At 54.9% G+C, this 24,508-nt stretch carries 22 protein-coding genes; 11 read left to right on the top strand and 11 right to left on the bottom strand.

The genetic code is table 11. From position 1 onward, the window contains the following. Nucleotides 1–25: 25 nt before the first annotated feature. Complete coding sequence (locus tag UF64_RS12125) at nucleotides 26–310, bottom strand: DUF1127 domain-containing protein (protein WP_044829013.1); 285 nt, start codon at nucleotides 308–310, stop codon at nucleotides 26–28. Between the two features lie 79 nt (nucleotides 311–389). Here UF64_RS12125 and UF64_RS12120 point away from each other — a divergent pair, with 79 nt between their 5' ends. The 3 genes from UF64_RS12120 (at nucleotide 390) to UF64_RS12105 (ending at nucleotide 5,467) form a co-directional block, all read left to right on the top strand. Next, on the top strand, nucleotides 390–1,856 hold the full coding sequence (locus UF64_RS12120; protein ID WP_044828778.1) for a PLP-dependent aminotransferase family protein: 1,467 nt from the start codon (nucleotides 390–392) through the stop codon (nucleotides 1,854–1,856). A gap of 585 nt (nucleotides 1,857–2,441) precedes the next feature. After that, nucleotides 2,442–4,685 (top strand): ATP-binding protein, encoded by a 2,244-nt coding sequence (locus UF64_RS12110; protein WP_235285046.1) that lies wholly within the window; start codon nucleotides 2,442–2,444, stop codon nucleotides 4,683–4,685. Between the two features lie 2 nt (nucleotides 4,686–4,687). After that, the gene (locus UF64_RS12105; protein WP_082049730.1) at nucleotides 4,688–5,467 is read left to right on the top strand and encodes an SPOR domain-containing protein; all 780 of its coding nucleotides are present in this window, start codon (nucleotides 4,688–4,690) and stop codon (nucleotides 5,465–5,467) included. Between the two features lie 8 nt (nucleotides 5,468–5,475). Here UF64_RS12105 and UF64_RS12100 read toward each other — a convergent pair whose 3' ends face one another. Then, nucleotides 5,476–5,784, bottom strand: coding sequence for a DUF5818 domain-containing protein (locus UF64_RS12100; protein ID WP_044828774.1), 309 nt, complete (start codon nucleotides 5,782–5,784; stop codon nucleotides 5,476–5,478). Nucleotides 5,785–5,930: 146 nt separating this feature from the next. Between UF64_RS12100 and UF64_RS12095 the strand changes: the two genes are divergently transcribed. Beyond that, on the top strand, nucleotides 5,931–6,635 hold the full coding sequence (locus tag UF64_RS12095; protein WP_044828773.1) for a GGDEF domain-containing protein: 705 nt from the start codon (nucleotides 5,931–5,933) through the stop codon (nucleotides 6,633–6,635). 34 nt (nucleotides 6,636–6,669) lie between these two features. On the opposite strand, the gene UF64_RS12090 is transcribed toward UF64_RS12095, so the two are convergent. Beyond that, the gene (locus UF64_RS12090) at nucleotides 6,670–8,001 is read right to left on the bottom strand and encodes an FAD-dependent oxidoreductase (RefSeq protein WP_044828772.1); all 1,332 of its coding nucleotides are present in this window, start codon (nucleotides 7,999–8,001) and stop codon (nucleotides 6,670–6,672) included. 391 nt (nucleotides 8,002–8,392) lie between these two features. On the opposite strand from UF64_RS12090, the gene UF64_RS12085 reads away from it, so the two are divergent. Genes UF64_RS12085 through UF64_RS12075 form a run of 3 tightly spaced genes read left to right on the top strand, consistent with a single transcriptional unit; the run spans nucleotide 8,393 to nucleotide 13,398 of the window. Beyond that, nucleotides 8,393–10,261 (top strand): EAL domain-containing protein, encoded by a 1,869-nt coding sequence (locus tag UF64_RS12085; protein ID WP_044828771.1) that lies wholly within the window; start codon nucleotides 8,393–8,395, stop codon nucleotides 10,259–10,261. Next, nucleotides 10,258–11,994 (top strand): diguanylate cyclase domain-containing protein, encoded by a 1,737-nt coding sequence (locus tag UF64_RS12080; protein WP_044828770.1) that lies wholly within the window; start codon nucleotides 10,258–10,260, stop codon nucleotides 11,992–11,994. Before UF64_RS12085 ends, UF64_RS12080 begins: the two co-directional genes overlap by 4 nt. Before the next feature lie 12 nt (nucleotides 11,995–12,006). Then, nucleotides 12,007–13,398: a DUF2336 domain-containing protein gene (locus UF64_RS12075; protein WP_044828769.1), complete on the top strand. Its 1,392-nt coding sequence runs from the start codon at nucleotides 12,007–12,009 to the stop codon at nucleotides 13,396–13,398. Nucleotides 13,399–13,429: 31 nt separating this feature from the next. On the opposite strand, the gene UF64_RS12070 is transcribed toward UF64_RS12075, so the two are convergent. Both UF64_RS12070 and UF64_RS12065 read right to left on the bottom strand, forming a co-directional pair. Beyond that, a complete protein-coding gene (locus UF64_RS12070; RefSeq protein WP_044828768.1) occupies nucleotides 13,430–13,915 on the bottom strand; it encodes a GNAT family N-acetyltransferase in 486 nt (161 codons plus the stop codon). Nucleotides 13,916–13,954: 39 nt separating this feature from the next. Beyond that, nucleotides 13,955–14,206, bottom strand: coding sequence for a sulfurtransferase TusA family protein (locus UF64_RS12065; protein WP_044828767.1), 252 nt, complete (start codon nucleotides 14,204–14,206; stop codon nucleotides 13,955–13,957). A 120-nt stretch (nucleotides 14,207–14,326) separates the two neighbouring features. Between UF64_RS12065 and UF64_RS12060 the strand changes: the two genes are divergently transcribed. From UF64_RS12060 to UF64_RS12050, 3 genes are all read left to right on the top strand, one after another. After that, nucleotides 14,327–15,250: a sulfite exporter TauE/SafE family protein gene (locus UF64_RS12060; RefSeq protein WP_044828766.1), complete on the top strand. Its 924-nt coding sequence runs from the start codon at nucleotides 14,327–14,329 to the stop codon at nucleotides 15,248–15,250. Beyond that, nucleotides 15,250–16,017, top strand: a complete 768-nt coding sequence (locus tag UF64_RS12055) for a TIGR02186 family protein (RefSeq protein WP_044828765.1) — start codon at nucleotides 15,250–15,252, stop codon at nucleotides 16,015–16,017. Before UF64_RS12060 ends, UF64_RS12055 begins: the two co-directional genes overlap by 1 nt. A gap of 229 nt (nucleotides 16,018–16,246) precedes the next feature. Continuing rightward, nucleotides 16,247–16,750, top strand: a complete 504-nt coding sequence (locus UF64_RS12050; protein WP_044828764.1) for a universal stress protein — start codon at nucleotides 16,247–16,249, stop codon at nucleotides 16,748–16,750. 25 nt (nucleotides 16,751–16,775) lie between these two features. Here the strand turns inward: UF64_RS12050 and UF64_RS12045 are convergent, their stop codons facing one another. The 6 genes from UF64_RS12045 to UF64_RS12025 form a co-directional block, all read right to left on the bottom strand. Beyond that, nucleotides 16,776–18,551, bottom strand: coding sequence for a glycosyltransferase (locus tag UF64_RS12045; RefSeq protein ID WP_152630681.1), 1,776 nt, complete (start codon nucleotides 18,549–18,551; stop codon nucleotides 16,776–16,778). 33 nt (nucleotides 18,552–18,584) lie between these two features. After that, complete coding sequence (locus tag UF64_RS19740) at nucleotides 18,585–18,770, bottom strand: hypothetical protein (protein WP_152630680.1); 186 nt, start codon at nucleotides 18,768–18,770, stop codon at nucleotides 18,585–18,587. A 5-nt stretch (nucleotides 18,771–18,775) separates the two neighbouring features. Then, a complete protein-coding gene (locus UF64_RS12040; protein WP_044828763.1) occupies nucleotides 18,776–20,002 on the bottom strand; it encodes an HlyD family secretion protein in 1,227 nt (408 codons plus the stop codon). Nucleotides 20,003–20,099: 97 nt separating this feature from the next. Beyond that, nucleotides 20,100–22,505, bottom strand: coding sequence for a tetratricopeptide repeat protein (locus UF64_RS12035; RefSeq protein WP_235285057.1), 2,406 nt, complete (start codon nucleotides 22,503–22,505; stop codon nucleotides 20,100–20,102). An 88-nt stretch (nucleotides 22,506–22,593) separates the two neighbouring features. After that, on the bottom strand, nucleotides 22,594–22,809 hold the full coding sequence (locus tag UF64_RS20915) for a hypothetical protein (protein WP_044828762.1): 216 nt from the start codon (nucleotides 22,807–22,809) through the stop codon (nucleotides 22,594–22,596). Beyond that, a complete protein-coding gene (locus UF64_RS12025) occupies nucleotides 22,799–23,881 on the bottom strand; it encodes a saccharopine dehydrogenase family protein (RefSeq protein WP_044828761.1) in 1,083 nt (360 codons plus the stop codon). The genes UF64_RS20915 and UF64_RS12025 overlap by 11 nt, the downstream gene beginning before the upstream one ends. A gap of 175 nt (nucleotides 23,882–24,056) precedes the next feature. Between UF64_RS12025 and UF64_RS12020 the strand changes: the two genes are divergently transcribed. Continuing rightward, a complete protein-coding gene (locus tag UF64_RS12020; RefSeq protein WP_044828760.1) occupies nucleotides 24,057–24,494 on the top strand; it encodes an Lrp/AsnC family transcriptional regulator in 438 nt (145 codons plus the stop codon). The last annotated feature ends 14 nt before the right edge of the window (nucleotides 24,495–24,508 follow it).

The following is a 24,508-nucleotide window of genomic DNA, read 5'->3' as shown; positions in this document are numbered from 1 at the left end:
GTGCCTCCGTCAAACGCGGCGGTGGCTAGCCGCGCCGGGGGAAGTCGGACAGGAACGGCTTTGCCAGTTCCTGTTCAATGTCTGCGCGTGTCACACCAATATCCTTAAGCATCTGGTCATCAAGCTTTTGCAAAGCATGACGGTCGCGTGCACGGGCCTGAAGCAACGCAAGATATTCGACCATGGAGATCACCATACCAGTGATCGCTGCACGCCAGGTCGCCGGCTTTACGCCCGGCTTGCCATCGGCATTTGCGCGATCATTGACATGAATGCCGGGAATCTGGATTGTATCGTTACAATTTACCATTTCCATCTCCTTTCGGTGAATTGTCTCGATATTGTTTTGTCATTGACATTGTGATTGTGTCAATTTAAACATTGTCACCATGACAATATGGTTCCCGAAACTTGATGAGGCTGGTGGTCCTGTTTATCGACAGATCGCGCAAGCCATCCGCACCGCAGTCAAAGACGGCTCCCTCAAACCGGGAGACCGACTGCCCACCCACCGCGAGCTCGCCTATCAGCTTGGCGTGACGGTCGGGACAATCACCCGATCTTATCGTGAGGCAGAGCGCCTTGGACTTGTTGCGGGCGAAGTTGGCCGCGGAACCTATGTCCTTGATAACATCCAGTCGGAACTTGATATGGCGGCCAGCGCCCCTATTCCGATGGCATTTACCAACAATATTGGCCAACTGGCCAAATCCACCGGCACCGCCCCATCAGAATCTCCATCAGCCAATGACACTGAAGAAACCGGACCAATCAATTTCCGGATGAATTGCCCCCTGCCACCGCAGGAAGGCCGTATTCGCGAGAACCTGCTGGATGTCGCCACCACCATGACGACAGACGACATGGTGTCCTACAAATCGGAATATGGCGTCGCCCATCAGCGCGAAGCACTGGCCTTTGCCGCAGGTCGGCTCGGCCTTGATGACAATCCTGATCGCGTGTTGCCGACGGCCGGCGTTCAGCACGGCATGACGGTTTCATTGCTGGCGACCGTCCGCCCGGGTGATCTTGTTCTGTGTGAAGAGCTCACCTACCCCAATCTGCGCAGCCTTGCCAATTTGCTGCAATTCCGCCTGCGCGGTGTCGCCATGGATGACGAGGGCATCATCCCCGATGCACTGGAAAACATGTGCCGCACCCAAAGCCCGCGCGCCATTTATCTGATGCCGACCCTGCACAATCCGTTATGCAGCACCATGAGCCAGCAGCGCCGCATCGAAATAGCTGAAATCCTGCGCAAATATGATCTGACCCTGATCGAAGATGGCATTTATCACTTCCTCGATCCGGACGCCCCGCCGCCCCTGTCCTGCTTTGCGCCAGAACGCAGCATCTACCTTGATGGTGTTTCCAAAAGTATCGGCGGCGGTTTGCGCGTGGGTTACATCCATGCCCCGGGTGAAATGATTGGCAAGCTGGCGAGTGCGATCCGTTCGACCTGCTGGATGGTTTCGACCATCAATCTTGAACTTGTTACCCGCATGATTATGGATGGTGGCCTTGCGCAGTTCGAAGCCTGGCACCGCGAAGCAGCCGCCCAGCGCCTTGCCATCATTCTTGGCACGCTTAAGGGTTATGACATCCGCTTCCATCCGACGAATTATCACATCTGGCTGGAGCTCCCCGAACATATCGATACCGGCGAACTGGTAATGAATGCCGCCAATAACGGTGTGCTTCTGACAGCGGCACAGCAATTCTCGGTCGGGCCGGTTCCACGTGGCTTGCGACTGGCCTTTGGCGCCGAAAGATCTCCCGAACGTTTGCGCCTCGGCGTTCAGACAATTGACCGGTTGCTTCAAAGCAGTGATTTCGGCAACGCTGCCGTTATCTAAAGCGCCTTTCCAACATATCCTGAAACCACTTGAGATTTTCTGCCAAGATACGGTTCTTGTTGTCATTTCAATTATTTCCGCACGCAACGCTTGACCCCGCGAATGCGTTGCTTCCAAGATATGACAGGGTCAGGGCCTACTAATTTGATTTGAATGGCAGAGCTTATATTTGTGAAATCCAAGGAAAGTCCCGCTGGGCGGGTCGGCATCCCGCACAAGGGATTTACGCGGGAGTTCGCAAATATAAGCTCTGTCCTTCGGATCGCTCAGATTTGCACGGGCTGCTTTGTCGCAAAACCTTGAAAGATATCCATCTTCCTGCGGTTTCGCTTCGCGCATCCGCACAAATCTGAAAGACCATTCGAACCAAATTAGTAGGCCCTGACCCTAGAGGGGCAAAATTCCCCTGCTTGATTCGTATCTTGGGCAGCAGAAAGTCAGCAGATGCCAGTTTCCCGCCTTGACGCAGAAGATTGCGGATTCCCGCATTTCCGTATTCGCAGCCCACACAAAGACCAACAGCCGAAAATTTTTGATTTTTCATCGCACTATCGCGCGGCAGAGGCTCTTAAATTCGGACTTTCGATGTCCGAACCCGGTTTCAACATTTTTGTTCTTGGTTTGGATCGCGCCGGTCGCATGACGGCGACACTCGATTACCTCAACAAGGCCATGGAAGAACGCGAGGCCCCGGATGACTGGGTCTATCTGAACAATTTCTCGCGCACCAATCGTCCGCGCCCCTATGCCCTTCCGGCTGGTCAGGGCCAAAAGCTGCTTTCGGCGATGGAAACGCTGATCACGCATCTGCGTGAAGCCTTTGCGTCCGCCTTCAATGCACCGGCACATCTAACCGAAACCCAGACCCAGACCGAAGAAGCACGCGCGCAGCTGCGTGAAAAGTTCGATGCACTGCGTGAATATGCGCGTGAACGCGGCCTCGATGTTCAGGAAAACGAAAAAGGCGTGATGATCGTTGCGTTGAACGAGGACGGCGAACCGGTTTCACTTGATGAAATCCCCAAGGATCGCCGCCACGAAGCCGAAGACGCCTTTGAAGATGTCGCCGAGGAAGCCCGCAAGACGCTGCTTTCGACCCGCGACCTTGAAGAGCAGATTGCCGATACGCTTGATAGCCTGCGCCGCGGTGCGGCCAAGGTGGTTTTGAAGCCACGTATCAAGAAACTTCGCGACAAATTCACAAGCCCCGGCCTCAAGGCGTGGTTCGAGGCGCTTGAAAAAGACATTCTCGATAACATCGACGCGTTTGAGGAAGCCAGTGACCAACCCGCCATTGAAAGCGGCGATGGCAAAATCCCTGAAACCGTCGATGATCGCTATGCGGTCAATCTGCTGATTGACCATTCGCGGGACAATCACCCGGACGTCGTTCTGGAACCAAGTCCGAGTTACGACAACCTGTTTGGACAAATCCAGTACCGCCCGATGGGTGGTGGCATGCACCCGCATTTCAGTCTGATCAAGCCGGGCGCGCTTCATCGTGCCAATGGCGGTGTTCTGGTGTTGCGTGCGGAAAGCCTGCTTGAGCATGAAGAATGCTGGGGCTTCTTGAAGGCGGCACTGCGTGACCGTGAAATCCGTATCGAGGAAACCCACAAGGGTGGCCCACCGACCGCAGGTGCACCAGAACCGCGCCCGATCCCGCTTGACCTCAAGGTCGTGATCGTTGGCGCACCGAAGTTCTATTACACCTTTTTCTCGCTTGATGTGGATTTCCGAAACCACTTCCGCGTGAAGGCCGATATTGATGCCGATATGCCCGCAGCGGGGCGCAACATTTCGGTCTATACCGGTTTGTTACGTGCATCCGCACTTTCGCGTTCGGGGATTCCGGTCGACAATGGCGCGATCCGGCAATTGCTTGGCCAGGCTGCCCGTTGGGCTGGCGAGCGTGATAAACTGACCGCCCAAATCGAACGGGTCGAAGATGTCGCGATCGAGGCCGCTGCGCTTAGCAAGGCCGAAGGCCGCGAAAACATCCGGGCCGCGGATGTCCGGCGTGCGATCGAAGAACGACGCCATCGCAATTCCCGCCTTGAAGACCGATCACATGAACGGGTTCAACGGCGTGAAATCCTGATCGACAGCTTTGGCAGCATCGTTGGTCAGGTCAATGCGCTAACAGTGCTTGATTACGGCGATCATGCCTTTGGCCTTCCGGCCCGTGTTTCTGCGCGCTCCTACGTCGGAAGCCTTGGCGTGCTGAATATTGAACGCATGGTCGATATGTCGGGCCCGCTGCAGCAAAAGTCAGTCATGATCATCGAAGGTTTTCTCAAGTCACGCTTTGCGCAGGACTTCCCGCTTTCCTTTGCCTGTAACGTCACGTTCGAACAGAACTATGGCGGGATCGAGGGAGATTCGGCCTCTATGGCGGAACTGTGCGCGATCATCTCCGCTGTTTCAAACATCCCGATGCGCCAGAATGTAGGCGTTACAGGATCGATGAACCAGTTTGGTCAGGCCCAACCGGTTGGGGGCATTTCGCACAAGATCGAAGGGTTCTATCGCATTTGTGCCGACCAGGGTTTTACAGGCGATCAGGGCGTGATCATCCCGTCTGCGAACGCGGAAAACGTTGTCCTGCGCGAAGAAGTTGTTCAGGCCATTCGCCAAGGCAAGTTCAACATCTGGACGGTTGAGCACATCAATGATGCGATTGAATTGCTGACCGGGATGGCATCTGGCGATCGTTCTGATGGTCAATATGCGCCAGACACCGTCTTTGGCAAAGCCATGGAACGCCTGCGCAATAATGACCAGATCCTGCGGGACCGCCACGCCTATGGCCCGCGCACGGAGATGTAGGAATGCATCCCCCACCCCGCACATATCCAAGCCGTGTGACCTGCGCGTCACTGGTATTTGGCTATGACAAAATGCGGGGTGGTCTGCATACTGCAGGCATCTTGGGGGCTGCGCTGGTTGCAATCTCACTATCGGGTGTCAGCGCCGTGGCGCAAACTGCGACGCCGGATACCGGACCAACGGGAATCGACATTATCCCGACGGATCTGCCAGCCCACGCTTCAAGCGTGCAACAGGGCAATGGCCCGGTAAGCCTCCTGCCTGGCACGATCCCGACGGAAACTCGGATCGAGGAGCAAACTGAAATCCCCTCTTTGGCCGATCAGTACCAACGCGTCATCACCGGTCAAACGCCGCTTCGCCCGGTTCACCGACAGGCTCCAAAGACTGTTGCGACACCTGTTCGTGCGCCTTCTGTTCAAGCAGCACCTATACCTGCGCCAAACCGGCCTGTAGCAGCCGTACAAAGCACACCGCCATCAACACCGGTTGAGACAGCGGCACCGACGCCTGCAAGCGCACCGGCAGGCAATGGCCACTTCCTGATCCAGCTTGGTGCATTTCGCGATACCTTTACCGCAGAAACCTATTGGGCGAGCTTCAGCATCCGCTACCCGGAGCTCAGCAAATCCCACGAAAAGCAGATCGTGTCAGCCGATCTTGGCAGTCAGGGGATTTATCACCGACTGCAACTGGTCGGGTTTGACAACTCCGAGTCTGCGCAAAAACAATGCCGCCAGCTGAAAGCTGACGGCACGGATTGTTTTGCAACGGGTCACTAGATCGGAGATCAATCAGCCGGAGCAAGCAGAACAATCTTGTCGACGATAAGGGTTGTGGCCTCAGTACAGGTTGTCATCAGGGCCAGATGGCCTGTTACACGCACCTTGTCACCCGGGCGGAAACGGCTTGCCTTGTTGGCTAGTGCATAAAGCGTTCCGTCCTCGGCACGGAACGTCACGCATTCCTGACCCTGATCAGTAATTTCACCACCGACCGTAAAGTTTTCTTTCTGCAGGAACGAGCATCCTGCCAACGCCAGAGCTACACCAGCAACAGCGATTTTCCGCGTTAATCCGGCCCCAAAAAGGTTTTTCATCCGTCGTGCTCCTTTACGTGATCGACAGTGCTTCGTCACAAATACGCCTCATGCGCGTTAATGTTCTTGTAACGCCATGAAAGATAGAATGGTTCCACCCCTTGTAAGGGTTTCGTCATTCAATGTCATTGATAACAAGACAGCCAATGGAAAAGTCGCAAATAGATTTGTTGATCGAGCTTGCTGCTGATTTTCAGCATCAGACAGCAATCAACAACCGTGCGACCGAAGAAACGGACGAAAGCAAACAACGCAGTGCGCTTTCAACCCTGGTTGATCTTGCCCGTGACATGCAGACCCGCCTTGATCAGCAACAAAACCGTATCCGTCAGCTTGAACTCATGGTCGAAACCGACGAGTTGACCGGGCTGTATAATCGGCGCGGTTTCATGCGCCGCACACGCGAGGCGATATCGCGCGCGGCACGTACCGATGAATGCGGTCTTCTGGTGATTGCCGATCTTGACGGCTTCAAGCAAGTCAATGATGTGCATGGCCATGCTGCCGGGGATGCGGTTCTTCGCCACTTCGGTCAGAACCTGCGCACCCATACGCGATCTGATGATTTTGTCGCCCGTTTTGGCGGTGATGAATTCGCCATCCTGATGACGGGCAGCAACCCGGCCGCAGCCGAAAAACGCATTGCCCAGCTTCAAAAGGCAACGGCGCGTTTCCCACTGATCTGGCAGGGCAAGGCACTGTCGATCAAGGCAAGCTTCGGTCATGCCGCCTATCGCGCGAAATGCGATATCGCCGACCTTATCCGCCAAGCCGACGACGCGATGTATGATCAAAAGCACAGCCGTCGTGACGTGACGGAGTCCCGCAAGACAGATCACAATGCAGCCTGATCAGATACGCATCTGATCGGCCACGCCCAATCCCCTAGCCTTCCTCATCAATAATGTATTCCGCTGCGCGCAGGCCAGTCATATAGGCCCCATGCGTCGTCCCGGCATAATCAAAGATCGTGTGTTCACCTGCGAAAATCAGCCGATCAGCAATCGGTTCTCCCAAGCCGTCAAAATCGGACTTTCTATTGCCCGGCTGCGGGAAGGCATAAGCCCCCAGCGTATAGGGATCCGTCGCCCAATGAGTTGCCAGAACTTCAACGGGCTCGGTAACATCATCTTCCCAGACTGTGCGCAGCACTTCGAGTGCGTCCTCAACCATTTCCGCGTCCGACATGCGATCTGCAACAAGGGCGTAATCGCCAACACTCAGGCCAAGCAAAATGTTCTCATCGGAGAAAGTCCGGTAACTCAGCCAATAATTCCAGCGGCCTTTCGGCTCTGTCGTGATGCCGAAATATTGGGTTTCAATATCCCAGAACGGTTCTTCGAATTTGAGCGCAAGCTTTGTCACGCTGCCAAAACCAAGTTTTGCAATGGGCTCGCGATAGTCGCCGGGAAGCTCTGGAGTAAAGGTGATGTTGCCCGCTTTCAGCACACCAAGCGGCACCGTACAGATGCAATAATCGGCTTCAAAAGCACCCTTGTCGGTTCTGATCACAACACCGTCTTCCGCACTGTATTTGATGTCAGACACCGCGTGAGAAAGCCTGATATCAAGCCCCTCTTTCAGGGGTTTCAGGATTTCATCATAACCGGATGTCACGACAACATCCGCGCCGTCAAACGCTTCATCCCAGTTAAACAAGGGTGCTGAAAGCTTTTCGATCGCCCCGCCCTTTGAAAACTCGGTAAAGGCGGAAAAGACCCACATGATCCCCGGATCATCAAGATACGCCGGGCGGTAATCCTTGATCGCCTGCAACAGACTGCGTGGATCATTCACCTCATAGGTGTTGTCGATATGCTCAAGCACGCCTTCCCACGCATCGACAATGCGTTCGACTTCATCCTCGTCATACTCATAACCATTGAGATCATAGAAAACCGCGTTTTCGTCGTCGGTCACGACATACTGCGCGTTAACCGCATCCGCTAGCTGCTTTGTCGGGTTATCCGAAGATGGTCCGTGGATCCAGCCTGCCCCAACCTCAAACGGAGGGCCCATCGACCAATCAGTCAAAAGACGACCGCCAGTATGGTCCTTGGCTTCCAGCACTGTCACGGTCGCACCGTGTTTGCGCAGCATGCTTGCCGCACCAAGGCCTGCAATACCGGCACCAACAACAACCACCGAAACATTTTCCAATGCGCGCGCATTCTTGATCCCGAATTTGGATACCAAGGCGACAGCGCTACTTGCCATCAGAACAGATTTGATAAACCGGCGGCGATTGATGTTTCGGCTCGACACAGCGACCTCACTAGGCTGTTGATACGTTTTTCTGGACAGGAAATGGAAAGCGCAAGGAATCGCCCCCACTCAGAGTTGATAGAACAATCCAAAAAACATCAAGCCATAATGTCGCAAAACCCCATTCGATGGTGGTATTTAGGTCCATACCAACGGCTAATAACGAGCAATGGTTTGATGGTTGCGTTTTGTTGAAAAAATGATCTTCTGTCAGGGAGATGTTTTTTTTGCCATATCGAGTGCAAATCCTTCATATCCTTTGTAAGATCGCTATTTATTAGAGATAGGCAAAGCTGCGGCTTAGAAGAAAAATAATCGGGCGGCTTACGATGACGGTTCGCAAATGACAGACAATACCGGCTATTCGGCGGAAACGAATGACCAAGATCTTTTGGCAGCCATGGCTTTCTGCTGGGCCGACATGCTTCTTGAGGTCGACGAGAACGGCTATATCCTGTTTGTCGCTGGCGCGACCGAAAGCCTTCTGGGCTGCACGCCGGACCGCCTGATTGGCGAAGCATTCGAGAAGATCGTTGTCAAATCCGAACGCCCGCTCCTGCGTGCCTATCTTCACGGCGGCAGCGGCCTGAAACGCCTCGAAGAACTCGATCTTGATTTTCAGCTTTGCGAATCCGACGGCAAACCTGTGCAGGAAGCCGTTCCCCTATCGCTTAGCGGTTATATGATCGCCGATCCTTCCAGCCGCTATTACATCGCTGCCCGCCATCGTGCCATTCGCCCACGCGCACGATCGGGCATTGATCGCATCATTTTACAAAATGCCGTCATTCGCCAAAACATGAATGCCGAGACCAACCAGACCGGTTCGGTCGGCGATATTTCCACCATGAGCTATCATAGCGAAGCACTGGTCGTGCTTGAAAACCTGGCGGCATCGCGGTCACAGGCCGAAACAGCGGCCACCAACGAGCTTGCCCGCCTGATTGGGATTGGCGCCAAGCAGTTCAGCTCATCTGCCGTCAAGGAACCCAAACCTTCGGAAAAGCACGCCAAAATACACCCGGTCGATGAACCGATGATCGAGCTTGAACGCCGTATTGTGGCCTATGCCAGTGCGCTGCGTGCTGATCTTGAAGACATTGCCGAACCTGCCCCGGTTGATAACATTGACGGTTTGATGTCGCTGACCAATGGTCCGGGCACAAAAGACAAAACGGGCAAGAAAGCCAAGACAAACGATCTGTTTGGCACGGATTATGAAAGTGCCCGCAACATCCATCATTTTGACACCGACAATGATGAAAACGACCGCGAAACCAACCTGACGCGCGCGGTTGCCTATGCGCTGAACCGCATGCAGCGCAAGGCGCAGAATGATGTCACCGCTGCCCGCCTGTCGGCAAGTCTGCCGCACCTGATCAATGAAACGCTGAAATCCGTGCGCGCCTTCCGTGAAATTGTTGAAAACGGCTCCTTTGCTGTCGCCCTGCAACCGATTGTCCATCTCGGCAGTCGGGAAATGCACCATTTCGAGGCACTGGCACGCTTTAACATCGGCGAAAGCCCGCTTGCGGTTGATCAGATCATTCACTTTGCCGAGGGCACCGGCCTGATCACGGAATTCGATCTGGCAATGTGCAGCAAGGTTCTGGATCATTTGCACAACAATCCCGACAGCATCCCCTACCCGGTTGCGGTGAACCTTTCGGGCCATTCTCTTGAGCAGGCTGGCTTCATGCCAGCCCTGATCGAGTTGCTTGATTCTTATGACATTGCCCCAAAACATGTGTTGTTCGAGGTCACCGAAACTTCGCGCATTCGCGGGCTGACTGATGTGAATAACGGCCTTCAGATGCTGCGCGAACGTGGCCATGAAATCTGTCTTGATGACTTTGGCGCCGGGGCGGCCAACTTTGAATATCTGAGTGCCCTTGATGTCGACATCATCAAGTTTGACGGTGGTGCAATGCGTACCGCCCTTGCCAACCCCAAGGGTCGTGCGTTTCTTAAGGCAACTGCCCTGCTTTGCCGGGATCTGGGCATTTGCACCATCGCCGAGATGATCCACGATCAGGCCAGCTACGAGCTGGTGCGTGATCTGGGTATTGATTACGGTCAGGGCTATCACCTTGGCCCGCCGATCACGATCGGCAGTGATGATGACTATCACAAAACCAATATCGTAAACCCGACCAGCAGTGCCGACACAAACGAGCAGACCGCGTCGACCACAACAGGAGGACGCGCATGACTTCCCGTCATCCCGTGGACCCCCAGAACAAGAAAACAGACGTGACAGAAGACCTGACCCACTACGATGCGGATGTCTTTACCCTTGACCCGAAAGTCATGGCAGAGGCCGAAGCCCCCGTCATCGTCATGGACGCTCATGGCGTACCGCTTTTTGCCAACAAGAACGCCATCGGCTTTGCCAACGGCATTCGCGATGGCCTGTTCCCCGAAATTTATCAGCTGATCCGCCGGACCCTAACCACACCGGGTGGTGTGGTTGAAATGATGACCTTTGAGGTCCAGCGCGGGACGGCAACGCTTGAACTGACGGCCCTGCCGACCACGAAAAACCAGGTCATGATCCTGCCACGCGATGTCAGCATGGATCGCAACCTGCGCGAGGCGCTGATTGATTCGCGCCAGCGCTACCGCGACATTGTTGAAGTCTCATCCGCCTTTGCCTGGGAAACCGATGAAACCGGCAAGTTCATCTTTGTCTCCCCGCGCGGCGCTCTTGGATATCGCGCTGATGACATTGTCGGCCGTTTTCCGGGACACTTCCTGCTTGATACTGCGGACAAGGACAGCGAACACGTGTTTCGCAGCCAGAAGGCCGTGCGTGACGTGCCGATCTGGTTCCGGCGCTCCAACGGTCGCGACGCATGCCTTTCAGTTTCCTCGACACCGGTCTATTCCCGCGAGGGCGTCTGGATCGGAACCCGTGGCCTTGCTCATGACATTACCGAGCAGCGCCGCCGCGAAAGCGAAGTCGCAACAGCACGTAACCGTGACCGGCTGATGACCTATATCGTGCGTACCATGCGTGACGAGATTGATCCTCTTCTTGTCCTGAAAGGCGCATCAGAGGCCAGTACGCGCGCGCTTGCCTGTTCATATTGCATCATCTTCAAGCGCAATGATGAAACCGGCGAGATGGAACTGGCCGCAGGCGACGAAGACAAAGGTGCCAACGAAATTGCCCAGCAGGCGCTTGCAAAGCTGCAAGGTGCCAACGAAACATTCGAAGCCCAGATCGGCAAATACCGGATTCTGGCCCTGCTTTGCCATTATCATCAGCGTAACAATGGCGCAGTCATCTTCATGTTTGATGCCGACCATCCCGAACCGACCGATGGCGAACGCGCGATCATGACAGAGGTCTCCGATCAGGTCGGCATCGCCATTGAACAGGCCATTCAACACGAACGCATTCTGACCCTGTCGCGTACCGATGGCATGACCGGTCTTTTGAACCGCCGTGCCTTCTTTGAAGAACTCAAACGGCGCCACAGCCGCCTGCGCCGCGAAAATGCGCCAGCAGCGCTGATGTATGTCGACATGGATAACTTCAAGCTGGTCAATGACATCCATGGCCATCAGGCCGGTGATGACGCCATTCTCGCGCTGACAAAGGTCCTGCTTGATAATGTCCGCCCGGCCGATCTGGTGGCCCGCCTTGGCGGCGACGAGTTTGTTCTGTGGCTGGAAGGTGCCGATATTAACGCGGCATCGGGTCGCGCAAAGACGCTGATGAAGGAAAGTGCTGTTCTTGGCCAATATTCCGGTGACGCCCAACATCCTCTGGGCATATCCGTTGGGATTGCCGTTCATGATCCGGATTCAAGAGAAACACTTGAACAACTTGTGCAACGCGCAGATCAGACCATGTATCAGGTCAAGAAAGTTGGCAAAGGCCGTTTTGGCATCGCTGCCGCACCCGGATCAAAAGATCCGGCAAAAATCGAAGATTAGGAGGAATGCCCGATGAAAGGGTTTTTGCAGCGGGTATTTAACAAGCGAAGCGAAACGCCAATTACCTATGACGAGGCCAAGGAAATGGCAGCAAGCCCGGACGCAGACGTCCGTGGCAAGCTGGCACAGCGCCATGATACGCGTCCGGAAATCCTTTATTTCCTCGCAACCGATCAGGACTCCTCAGTTCGTCGCCACATCGCTGCCAACGAAGCAACTCCGGTACAGGCCGACGTTCTTCTGACCGATGATACGGATGACAGTGTCCGTGGCAGCCTGGCTGAAAAAATTGCCAAGCTGTCGGCGGGGCTCAGCCCGAACGAAAGCGACAAACTGCGCCGCCTGACCTATGAGGCGCTCGATAAACTTGTCCGTGACCAGGCCGTCCATGTCCGTCAGGTCATTTCAGAAACCCTCAAGGACATTGCCGACGCACCGCAGCCGATTATTCAACAGCTGGCCCGTGATGCCGAAAGTGTTGTTTGTGGTCCTGTCCTGCAATATTCCCCGGTTCTGACCGAGGACGACCTTCTTGAAATCATCGAAGGCAGTTCTGGCCGTGGCGCGCTTAGCTTTGTCTCGCGCCGCCGAAATGTTGGCGAAAAGCTTGCCGATGCGATTGCAGCCAGCAGTGACAAGGATGCAATTTCGCATTTGTTGGGCAACAAGTCTGCCCAAATCCGCGAAGAAACACTTGATCAGCTGATCGACCGTGCACCGGATTATCCGGAATGGCATGAACCCCTTGTTGAACGTCCAAGCCTGACGCCGACCGCGGCCGGTAAACTGGCGCGCTTTGTTGCTGAAAACCTGATCAGTGTGCTCGAACGTCGCAAGGATCTTAAAAAGGACCAGCTTGAGGCAGTCCGCGAAGTCGTGCAGCGCCGGATTGCATCCGGGGAGTTCGAAAAGCGCGACGATGTCGCGACTGACGCGAAAAAGATCAAGGCCGAAAAGGAAAAAGGCAAAGCGGCCAATAAGCCAGATCCGAAATCCGACAAGAAAGGTGTTGTCGCAGACGACGATGAGGAAGAAGGCGAACCGGCCTTTGAAAAGGCGCTGGCCATGCATGCCAAGAAAAAGCTCACCGATCAGGAAGTCGCAAAGGCGTTGGCTGCCAATGACGTCAAATTCGCCCGTGCATCCCTTGCGGTTCTTGCTGGCATCTCTCCAGATGCGGTGACCAAGGTGCTTAACACCCATTCGGCCAAGGGCGTTGTGTCACTGGCGTGGAAAGCGGGCCTTCCGGCCGACCTGGCGGTTAAAATTCAGATTAAGCTGGGCCATGTCCCGCCCAGCCAAACCCTTAACCCACGCAGCGGCAATCAATATCCGTTGAGTGAAGATGACATGAACTGGCAGCTTGAATTCTTTACTGGCATGGCAACCAGCGGCGTGCGCTAGTTGCCGCTGGTCAGTTCTTTCTTGTTGTGACCTAACCCGCCGGGCGTTCCATGCTGATATGGGGAATACCGTCTTCGTCATATTCGGCACCGAATTGCACAAAGCCAAGGCTTTCATAAAAATCACGAAGATATAGCTGGCCGTTAAGGTAAATCGGCTTTCCTGCGAATTGCTGTTCGCAAGCCGCAATCGCGCGCCGCATCACTTCGCGTCCAATCCCCTGCCCGCGCAAACGTTCGCTGGTGACTACACGCCCGATCGCCGGACGGTCGCCTTGTGCAGTGTGGTCGGGGTCAATTCCTGGCGCAACAATCCGGGCCGCTGCCAAAACATCATCCCCCTCATAGGCGATCACATGCCGGCACACAGGATCAAGCCCGTCGATATCGGGAAAGATACAAGTCTGCTCGATGATAAAAATCTGCTGACGGAGCTTTAGAAGGCTGTGCACGTGACGTGCCGACAGATCGTCAAAGTCACAATCCAACCAGGTCAAATCAGGTGTTGCTGGTGCCATTCGGGAGTCTTTCATTGTGGGGCGTTTTATAATCGGGTCTCAGGCACCGACTTTTTCAATGTGATAGACAAACACATCGCCATCCTGTTCGGATGATATCAGGAGGTTTCCCGTCATCTCGCAAAAGGATTTCATATCGGCCACAGAGCCGGGATCCGTCGCAAGAACTTTCAAAACCCCACCTTCAGTGACGTCGCGCAGCGCTTTTTTCGCCTTGAGCACCGGCATCGGGCACATCAGGCCACGCGCGTCGAGAATTGCATCATGGGGACCACTTGAAGATGACGACATGAGAAACCTTATAAAAAATACGAAACCGGTCCGATATAGCGCCAATTGGCGATTGTTGCATTTGCACAATATGTTAGACTGAACAATAACAATCAATCAAACGCTGTTAGCCTGCCCGCGATGCAAATCTATCTCCCGATTGCCGAGATATCGGTAAATATATTTCTGATCCTTGGGCTGGGCGGCGGGGTCGGCTTTTTGTCTGGCCTTTTTGGCGTTGGCGGCGGTTTTCTGATCACCCCGCTTTTGATCTTTTATGGTATTCCCCCGGCTGTCTCGGTGGCAACTGCGGCCAACCAGATTGTTGCATCTTCCGTGTCTGGCGTTTTCGCCCATTGGAAGCGCGGCAATGTCGACCTCAAGATGGGGCTGGTTCTGCTTGCAGGCGGTATCGTCGGATCGACTGTCGGTGTCTGGGTTTTTGCCTGGCTGCGGTCGCTTGGGCAGATCGATCTTGTGATTTCGCTCTGCTACGTGATCTTCCTTGGCATCATCGGCGGCATGATGCTGTTTGAGGCGACCCGTGCGATCTTCCGCACCCGGCGCCGTAGCGGTCAAATCCGCCGATCCAAAAAGCACCAGCACAGCTTTATCCATGGCCTGCCCTTCAAGATGCGTTTTTATCGCTCGGGGCTTTATATCAGCGCGCTCTTGCCGCTTGCCGTTGGCTTCTTTGTCGGCATGCTGACGGCCCTGATGGGGGTCGGTGGCGGTTTCGTCATGGTGCCGGCGATGATTTACCTGCTTGGGATGCCGACCGGGGTTGTGATCGGCACATCTCTGTTTCAGATTATTTTTGTCACCGCCAACGTGACCTTCCTGCAATCGGTGCAAACGCAGACCGTCGATGTCGCCCTTGCCATTCTACTTTTGATTGGCGGCGTCATTGGTGCGCAATTTGGCGCGCAGTTTGGTGCACGGCTTAAGGCCGAACATCTGCGCGCCCTGCTCGGCCTTCTGGTGTTATCAGTTTGTCTGAAGCTTCTGTTTGATCTGGTGATCGCGCCAAGTGATCTTTATTCCGTCATGCCGGGGGATCTGTGATGACAGTGTCCTCACGCGCTCTTCTGGCGATTGTCGCACTTGGCATCGCGCCTATTCTCGGTCTTGGCGGACTGAGCAAAAAGGCCGCTGCCGATCCGCTGGTTGTGGACCTGTCGAACCATCTGGTCGCCATCACAACAGGCTTTACCGGGACCAATGTTTTGCTGTTTGGGGCGGTCGAGGATGAAGGCGATGTGATCGTCACCGTGCGTGGCCCGGACCAGGACATGGTGGTGCGCAAGAAGGAACGTAAAGTCGGCATCTGGGTCAATAGTGAGAGCGCACGCTATAAAAACGTGCCCGCCTACTATACCAGCGCAGCCAACCGCCCGATGGATATCATCGCGCCGGCCGATGTATTGCTGGATTACCGTATTGGTTTGAAAAATCTGCGCTTTGTGCCGGAGAGCAAGCTGAACGACAGCGATCAGAAAGTCTATCGCGAGGCACTGGTGCGCAACATGCAAAGTGCCGGCCTGTTTGGCGAACGCCCGGCCAAGATCAGCTTCCTGTCCAATCAGCTGTTTCGTACCGACATTCATTTCCCGGCCAATACCCCGACCGGCACTTATACCATCAATGTCTACCTGATCCGGGATGGCGGCGTTGCCAGCGTGAAAACAACGCCATTGGTGGTATCCAAAACCGGGGTCAGCGCCGAGGTCTATGAGTTTGCGCATCGCTATTCGGCACTTTACGGCATTATTGCCGTGATCATTGCCGTGGTTGCCGGCTGGATTGCCAGTGTCGCGTTCCGCAAACGCTAACACCGGGTTGGCGCGATCAGCGCATGGTAGCAGCGCTTCGCACCTTGCGACTTCGCAGATGCAGCATTATTTCCCCGGGTAACGCAACGCATAAATCTTTGTCGCGATTACCAAAAATCACTTGGAAACCGGCATTGAGTTGCGGCACAATTTGACTGTCCGCTCGTAACAACAGTCCCACATCTGTTCAGTGCCGCAGCGGTTGAGTGCAACTGTTCAGAGAACCCATATGCCTTCTTTTGACGCCGATCAGGAACTCCGCGCGACCTCAAACAGGACATTTCTTGTTGTCGTGGATGACAGCGATGAAATGACCAAGGCACTGCGTTATGCCTGCCGTCGTGCGCAACATACCGGCGGCCGCGTCGCGCTTCTCAGCGTCATCGAACCTGCCGAATTCCAGCACTGGATGGCGGTTGGCGACCTGATGAAGGAAGAAGCCCGGGATGAGGCAGAATCACGCGTGAACGAACTTGCCGCCTATGTTCATGAACAAACCGGCAGTATGCCGCTTCTGTTTATTCGTGAGGGCCGTCTCAAGGACGAATTGCTGAACCTTCTTGATGAAGAAGAACAGATTTCCATTCTGGTTCTGGCTGCCGGCACGACAAGTGACGGCCCCGGCCCGCTGATTACGGCACTCACCAAAAGCGACACGGTCGGTCAGCTCCGCCTGCCGCTTACCATCGTGCCCGCAGCCCTTTCCGAAGCCGACATCGACGCATTGAGCTAAGCACCTATCAGGGGCCGTTGTGCCCCTAACTCTTCACTGGCCCCCGACCAAATATTCGGCGCAACAACGCGCCCCAAAGCGCGACACTGCCAGCAGGCTTTGACACGTTATCAATCCCGCTTGTGTACAGCACACGGATCAGGGCATCACGCACCTCACCCTCTGGCTCAGGCGTGAAATCAAGGGTTAGAACCAGCTGTTGCTGATCATTGACAAAGGCACGCGCCAGTCGCGCATCAAGAGGTGGCAGTTCATCGGCAACAAGCTGAATCGATGCGCCTTTCTGGAACTTCTCGCGGTCAACACCGTCAGCCGGGCACATCATCCGCGCACCGCCGAGCGACATGTCGATAATCGTCATATCAAGCGGTTGTTCATACTTATTAGCCCTGACCCGTGCTTTCAGGGTGATCGGGAAACGTTCCTGTTGGCGTTGCACCGGGCTTTCAAAGCAGATCAGGATCGCGACAAGCAGCGTCAGCGAATTGACCGCGGCCCAAAGACCGCCAACCGCCAGGAAGTCGGCATTATCAATGATCCGGACATCGGTATTGATGTTGTAGAAGAACCCGCCAATCGTCAGAACGAACAGCACACCAAGAATGATTGCCTCATTCATCGAATTCCCCACCCCGGACTGCGATCCTTTGGGGGTGACCTTGAACGGGCGGCCAAATGGCCGGATCAGCGAGGATACGACGATTGGAAACAGCCGGAGCGACACCAGCACCGCTGGCCCCTCATTGACAATGGGATAGGCCTGCCGGCCATTGTGCCAAAGTGCTGTTCCCCAACCACCGATCAGCACCGGCAATTGCCAATAGAAAATCTCCCAACTTCGGGCGTTTTCAAGCGGTTGCAATCCGAACCAGAAATAGAATATCGGAATCATGATCACCAGCAAGCGGGCCGGGATATGAAACACCCAATAGATCGGAAACAACAAGATGCGCTGCCAAAGTGAAAGGCCCGGGCCCAGCGGACCGGCTTTGAGAAACAGCGTTTGAATACCCCCCTGGCACCAACGTTCGCGCTGGGTATGAAAGGCAAGAAGGCTTTCGGCAGCGAGCCCGATCGACAGCTTCTCATTGAGGTAACGCGTGCGATAACCTTTGCGCAGCATCTCAAGCGAGGTCAGGATATCCTCGGTAATCGATGCGGTTGCCCCCCCTCCAATGTCATTGAGGGCCTTGCGCCGCATGACCATGCAGGACCCGCAACAAAACATCGAATCCCAGGCATCAACCGACGGCGCGATGTGATCAAAGAACAGCCTTTGTTCATCGGGCCAACGATCAGCAATCCAAAGATTGCGCTGCATCGGATCCTTGTTAAAGAAATGCTGTGGCGTCTGGACAATGCCAATTGTCGGGTCTTCGAAAAACCCGACAACCCGTTTCAGGAAGTGGCGATAGGCAACGAAATCTGCATCAAATATGCAGACAAGATCACCATCAGAATGCGCAAGACCATTATTCACATTACCCGCCTTGGCGTGACTGCCATCCTTGCGCGTCAGGTATTTTGCACCCTTTTCCTCACAAAAATCGCGAAGCCAGTCGCGCTTGCCGTCATCAAGCACCCAGACCGTCTTGTTTGGGTAATCAATTGCAAGCGCGCCAACAATGCTGCGCTCAAGCACATCAAGCGGTTCGTTATAACTGGGGATAAAGACATCCACACTTGGCCAGCTTTCATGCGGGCGGGCCGATAGTCTGGCATAGGCCTGATCGGCCTCGGCACTGCGATCAACGATTTTGCAGTGAACAAGCGACTGGCGCAGCATGTCACACAGAAACACGATCTCGATCGCAAACAGGAAAACAATCCACCATCACTGAAAGGTGGTGAGATCGGCTGGTATGACCGTTTCCGTAATCCGCCAGGGCAAATAGCGCGCAATCAGCGCAATCAGGAAAAACACGACCAGCCAACGTGCCCATAACTGATCACGTCGCAAGAATGGCGATGCCAGCATCATGACACCGATGACAAGTGCCATGGGTGCAAATTGCGCCATCCAGTTCATTCTGCCGTGTCACTTTCACCAAACCAGGTGTGGAACCGGCTGGGAATGCTGACTTCTGCGCGGCGACCGACATTGCAAAAGGTTTCCGGGCGATCTTCAAAACCGGCATCGGGTACCTGAACCACCAGAAGCACTTCATCCTTTTTCAAAAGCGGCGGCAAGGCGGCATATTCAAGTTCTGGCGTCACAGCACGCGTGCCAATCACCCCGCTGACCGTCCCGTCATAAACTTCTGGCGATCCTTGCAGGCGCACCGTAACCGTTGTGCCAATCGCGACCCGATCCGACAGGCTCTCATCCACCGGGACTTCAACACGAATATCCGAGCAATCAAGAATCTTGGCCAAGTCGTTATTCTTGGTCACCGTTGCCAGTTCGGCCGCGATCCGGCGCCAAATCAGTCCGTCAATCGGGCTTCGAACCAGCATGGATTCACGACGACCGGCACGCGCGGTTTCATCGCGCAACTGGTTTTCGATGGATGCCATACGACCATTGGTCTCGGTCAGTTGCACATTCAGATCGGCAATCGCCAAAACAACCTCATCAAGGCGTTGCTGCGAGTATGGCACATCGTTCTGACCATCGCCGATAAAGATCCCCTTCTCAAGCGATCCGGATTCCTTACGATAGCGTTCCTCGTCTGCACGCGCGCGTTCGACCTCTTGCACTGCCTGTTCAAGAAGGCTTTCGGCCTCATCGACGCGCGCCTGTGCAACATGCCCGTCTGCAAGCAGCGTATTTTGGCGGCTCAGGCTTAATTCACGTTCCTTGACGACCGACAGCCAGCCTTTCTGACGTGCCTGCGCTTCAAGAACCTTGTAATGCAGGCTTTCGAGTGAACCCGACACCATTTCACGCACCCGCTCGCCCAGTTCACGGCGCAGGCCATTCAGCGTCGACAGCTTTTCAATCAAGGCGGTTTTGCGCGACCGAAGCAGCTGATACTCGCCATCAAGCTGGGCGAGCAGCGCCTGGGGTTCGGTATCGTCGGTAATGCGCGTGACAATTGATCCGGCAGAAACCGGTTCGCCAACATCGGGGATGGCACGAACAAGCTGCCCGCTGATCGGGGCCTGAATGGTCACCAGCTTGGCATTGACCACACCGTTCGGACGGATGTCGGAAACCGTCAGCGGTGCGAGTTGCCAGATCGCAATAACCACAATCACCAAGGCGACGACCAGACGAACGATTTGCCCCTTGGAAAAACGCAAGACCATAAAACCACCTCAACCGGAACTGGCATGACTGCCGTGCACAAACATCCACATAGAATGTGTGGGTCGGCTGGGTAGTTTCAAGGATATCTATCAGAAATTAAATCACTTTATCCGCTGGCAGCGCGATCGACCGATCGAGGAACTGCATATAGGCATCAAAGGATGACTTCTGACCAAACAGGATATGTGAACGGCTCTTGATCGCGTGCGAAACCACCGACCGGCGACGTTTGTCGGTTGCCAGTGTCAGGGCCGTATCAACGAAATCGGCAGAATGATAGGCAACACAATCAAACACCGATATCTGGCGATAGCATGTGTGGCTTCGGCGTGAGCGCGCTGCATTACCAGGCAAGGTCACAAGCGGCACACCAAGCCCCAAACAATCAAAGGCCAGCATCGCATCATTCCATGCCGGGCTTTCCAGCACGACATCAACCGCACACAGAAGTGACAGCAAATCGGCGCGGTTGCGCACATCCACAAACCGCATCCGCCCGGCGACGTCCGCGTGATTAACCGCGAAACGACGTCCCCACGCGGCATCCCAGCTGTCACGTTCGGGCGCAATCAACAGAAGTTCTGCCGTTTCATCAAGACGCAGGATTTCCGCAATCAACGGATCAAACTCGGCCGTCAGGACATCAAGCGGCTGCGGACACAGATAAGTATTCCGATCCTGCGCCAATCGCCAACGACGCTGCAATTCGGTCGTCGACATTTCAACCGGTTCTGGCGGGCTGGCATTCACAAACAGCCCCGGAAGGCGCACCAGTTTCTCGCTAAAGCGTTTTTCGCCGCCAGCTGTTTCCCAATCCTCGGCAATCAGGTGATAGTCGATATTGGAAAGACCGCTGGTCGCGGCAATCCCGCCACCGGAAATCTGAAGCGGCGCCAGACGCCAGCTTGCCAACAACATGGTATAGGCATCCGCCTGCGGGTCGACATAATGCAGAACATCAAGCCCAAGCCCTGAAATCACCCGTGCCGAATGCAAGGGATCAAGCGGCAATGGCACGACAAGATCGGCATGCTCATCAATGCGCGCAGTAATGTCATCTTCACCGGTTGGCGGACGGATGATGGTGACATCAAAGCGGTCGCGATCAATCGCCTCGGCAAGGCCTGCGATCCAGCGCCCGATACCGTTGTCACACATATTGGCTGAAACGATGCCAATCCGGATTTTGCCGCCAATGCGCGCGGTTGCTGCCGTGACTTCCGGCACGTCATATCCCGATACCAACCGTTCCCAATAATGACCAACTGCACGCAGCTGCTTGTCGCCTTCCGGTCGCAATGCCGCGCGCCAGACCGGCGGGAACCGGGTCAATACAATGGGGTCAATCGGATCGGTGCCGACAAATTCAAGATCAGGCTCAAGCGCATCTTCATCCAGCGTGTCATCAAGAAGATCACGCACGACTTCGTCATTTTGCGCGGCAAGGTCGGTTGGCACCGGCGCAAACAACAACCGGCGCGCAGTACGGAACAAGGCGGTGTTTTCACCCGCCGCAATCTTGCGATCAATGCCGTTCTGCAAAACCGATTGCGCCGATCCGGTATCGCCTTCTTCGGCAAGTTCGACAGCAAGGCGGAATACCGCATCATCGCCGCCACCGGCACCGATGGCAGCCCCGAACCGTTCAACCGCCTCGCTATGACGGCCAACAAGGCTAAGCGCCTCGCCCATCATCAAAAGCAATTGCGGATCTTCGGGATTGCGCGCCAAAAGCGGTTCAAGGGCGCCTATGGCCTCAATCCCCTGCCCGACCCGCAGGTTAAGCAGCGCTAGGGTTCTGCGCGCCTTGGCATCATCGGGATCAAGGGCAAGAACCTGTCGCAGGCAATGCTGGGCACCGGCAAACTGGCCAAGCCGGAAAAGCGCATCGCCATAGGCCGTCAAGGCGCGCGGGTTCCCGGGCTCCAGCGAGAGAGCCCTGCGCAGCGGTTCGCTAGCCGAAACGGTGCGTCCTTGATCCAGCCGGATTTGACCGATCAGGACCAGCGCATTGACGATGTCATCGCGCATCTTAAGCGCGGTCAGACAGGACTTTTCAGCGCCTTCAATATCGCCCATTGCATATTGGCAGGCGGCATAGTTTGCATGGATTTCGGCAATGTCCGGTGCGAGCTCAAGCGCGCGTTCATAGTTCTCACGCGCCACATCAAGTTCATCAAGCTGGCGATAGGTATTAGCGACATTGCAATAAAGCGCTGGCGCATCCGGACACAAGCGAATGGCGCGTTTAAACGCGCCAACGGCATCACGAAGCTTGCCAATCGCCTTTAAGGCCTGTGCATGGTCATGCTGGATTTCGGCACTATTGGCATCTGCGATCGCGGCTCTGCCCATACGTTCTGCGGCCAAAGTCTGGTTCCCGTGACGCATGGCGACGAGGCCTGCCAGATGCATTGCTTCTGCGGCCTGCGGGAATGAACGGATCATTCGCTGACAGGATTCTTCTGCCTCTGCATAGCGACCTGCCTCATACAGGTTCAAAGCAGAACGGTAGATGTCGGCAAAATCAGACAAGGAATACCTATTACCCAAGAGAAACCGTATTTCGCCCCACCATAAGGTCGAAGCGTTAACAAACCACGTCTTTGCCATAAATTTTCCAACCATTCCATGCTTGGAAAAACAGTGCAGATATGCCGCTTTGACCGCCGAACCTCATCCAACGATTCAGGTCAACAATCGCCACATAAAACATTGAAAACAAAAAGAACCCCTCGGAAACGTTTCCGAAGGGTTCTTTGTATAGTGGCTTATCAATGCGCCACTTGTCGCGATTAGTCGGCACGTCCGAAATATCGCCCGAACCGGTTGGCCAGAAAATCTTCGAGTGTGACCTCTTCCTGACGCACATAACCGGATGCTGGCAATTTACCGGTCAGAACCATATCCATCACGGCACACAAACCGGCGGATGTCGTAATCTGGATCGCCGACCAATCCTTGCCACCGACATGCGTACCATGCACCTTGCGAATAAAGCTTTCTTCGCGCAGTTCACCGCGCTGGGTTCCAACCGCATCGGCGAAGATCACGATCACGTCCTGCTTGGTAATTGGCAGGGCATTTTCAAAGATTTCCTTCATCATATCCGGGCGTTCGCCCAGACGAAGGTCCTCAATCAGGATTTTCAGGATTTCCTGATGCCCCGGATACCGCACGGTCTTGTAATCAAGATTATCGACCTTGCCCTCAAGCATGTCGCACAAGGCCCCAACCCCACCCGACGTATTGAAAGCCTCATACTCGGTGCCATCGATGGTAAAGCGTTCATAGCCTTCAAGCGGCAGCACTTCGACACGCTTGCCATTCAGGATCGCTTCGCACGGGTTGAGATACTCGTTGATCAGGCCATCCGTCGACCAGGTCAGGTTATATTTCAAACGGTTGGTCGGGTTTTGCGGCAAGGCCCCGACACGCAAGCGAAGCTTGTTCACACGATCAAAGCGCTTAAACAGGTCGTGCGCCGCAATCGAAATAAACCCAGGCGCCAACCCACATTGCGGAACAAAGGCACATTCCGCACCCTTTGAAATTTCGCGAATGGCGCGCGTGGTTTCAACGTCTTCGGTGACGTCAAAATAGGATGCCCCGACCGCACGTGCGACGCGGGCAATCGCCACATTCAGAAAGAACGGACAGGTCGATAGAATCGCATCATGCCCCTTGGCGACCTCGACCAACGCGGCCTCATCGGTGACATCGACCTTTACAAGCGTCGCGGCATCATCCTGCGCACAGATCTCAAGCATATCACCACTGGCATCGGCCAGCGTGACCGCATAATCGCCACTTTCATTAAGCATCACCGCTGCAATACGACCGATTTTCCCGGCCCCGAGGATCAAAATCTTTTTCATTTTCTCTAACTCCCGAACGAACAGACATCATCAGCACTGTTTCACCTGTGATGCTGCGCCTGCCCTGATCATGTTTTGTTTTTGCCTAATAATGTTCCGCCGCTGGACGAACGCTTTCAACCCGGCAATACTGTTAAAACAAAACAAAAACCCGTCATTTTAATGGGCGTTACCGATGAAACGTCAGATAGATGAAACTGATCGCCGACTGATCACCCGCCTGCAGGAAAATGCCCGCATTCCGACTGCGGCCCTTGCGCGAGAAGTCGGCCTGTCACGCAGCGCGGTTCAGGAACGTCTCGAGCGCCTTGAAAAGGCCGAGATCATAAAGGGTTACACCGTTCAGCTTGGCGACCACGCAAAGCCCGTGTTGCTTGCCGAAGTCATGATCCAGCTTGAACAAAAGCAGTCGGCCGGCGTGGTTGGCGCGCTTCAGAAAATCCCGCATTGCATTCGCTGTCTTGCGGTTTCTGGCGAGTATGACCTGATCGCCGAAGTCGCTGCCGACACGCCAGAGGAGCTTGATGGCGTTCTTGACCGGATCGGCGGCATGGCCGGAATAAAACGCACATCAAGTTCGATCATCCTTTCAACCAAGTTCGATCGCCGCTAAGATCAGCGCGGGGT

The organism is Thalassospira sp. HJ, assembly GCF_000948415.1.
GTDB lineage: Bacteria > Pseudomonadota > Alphaproteobacteria > Rhodospirillales > Thalassospiraceae > Thalassospira.
Note: the sequence above shows the minus strand (reverse complement) of the source record. Positions and strands in the feature narration are given on the sequence as shown.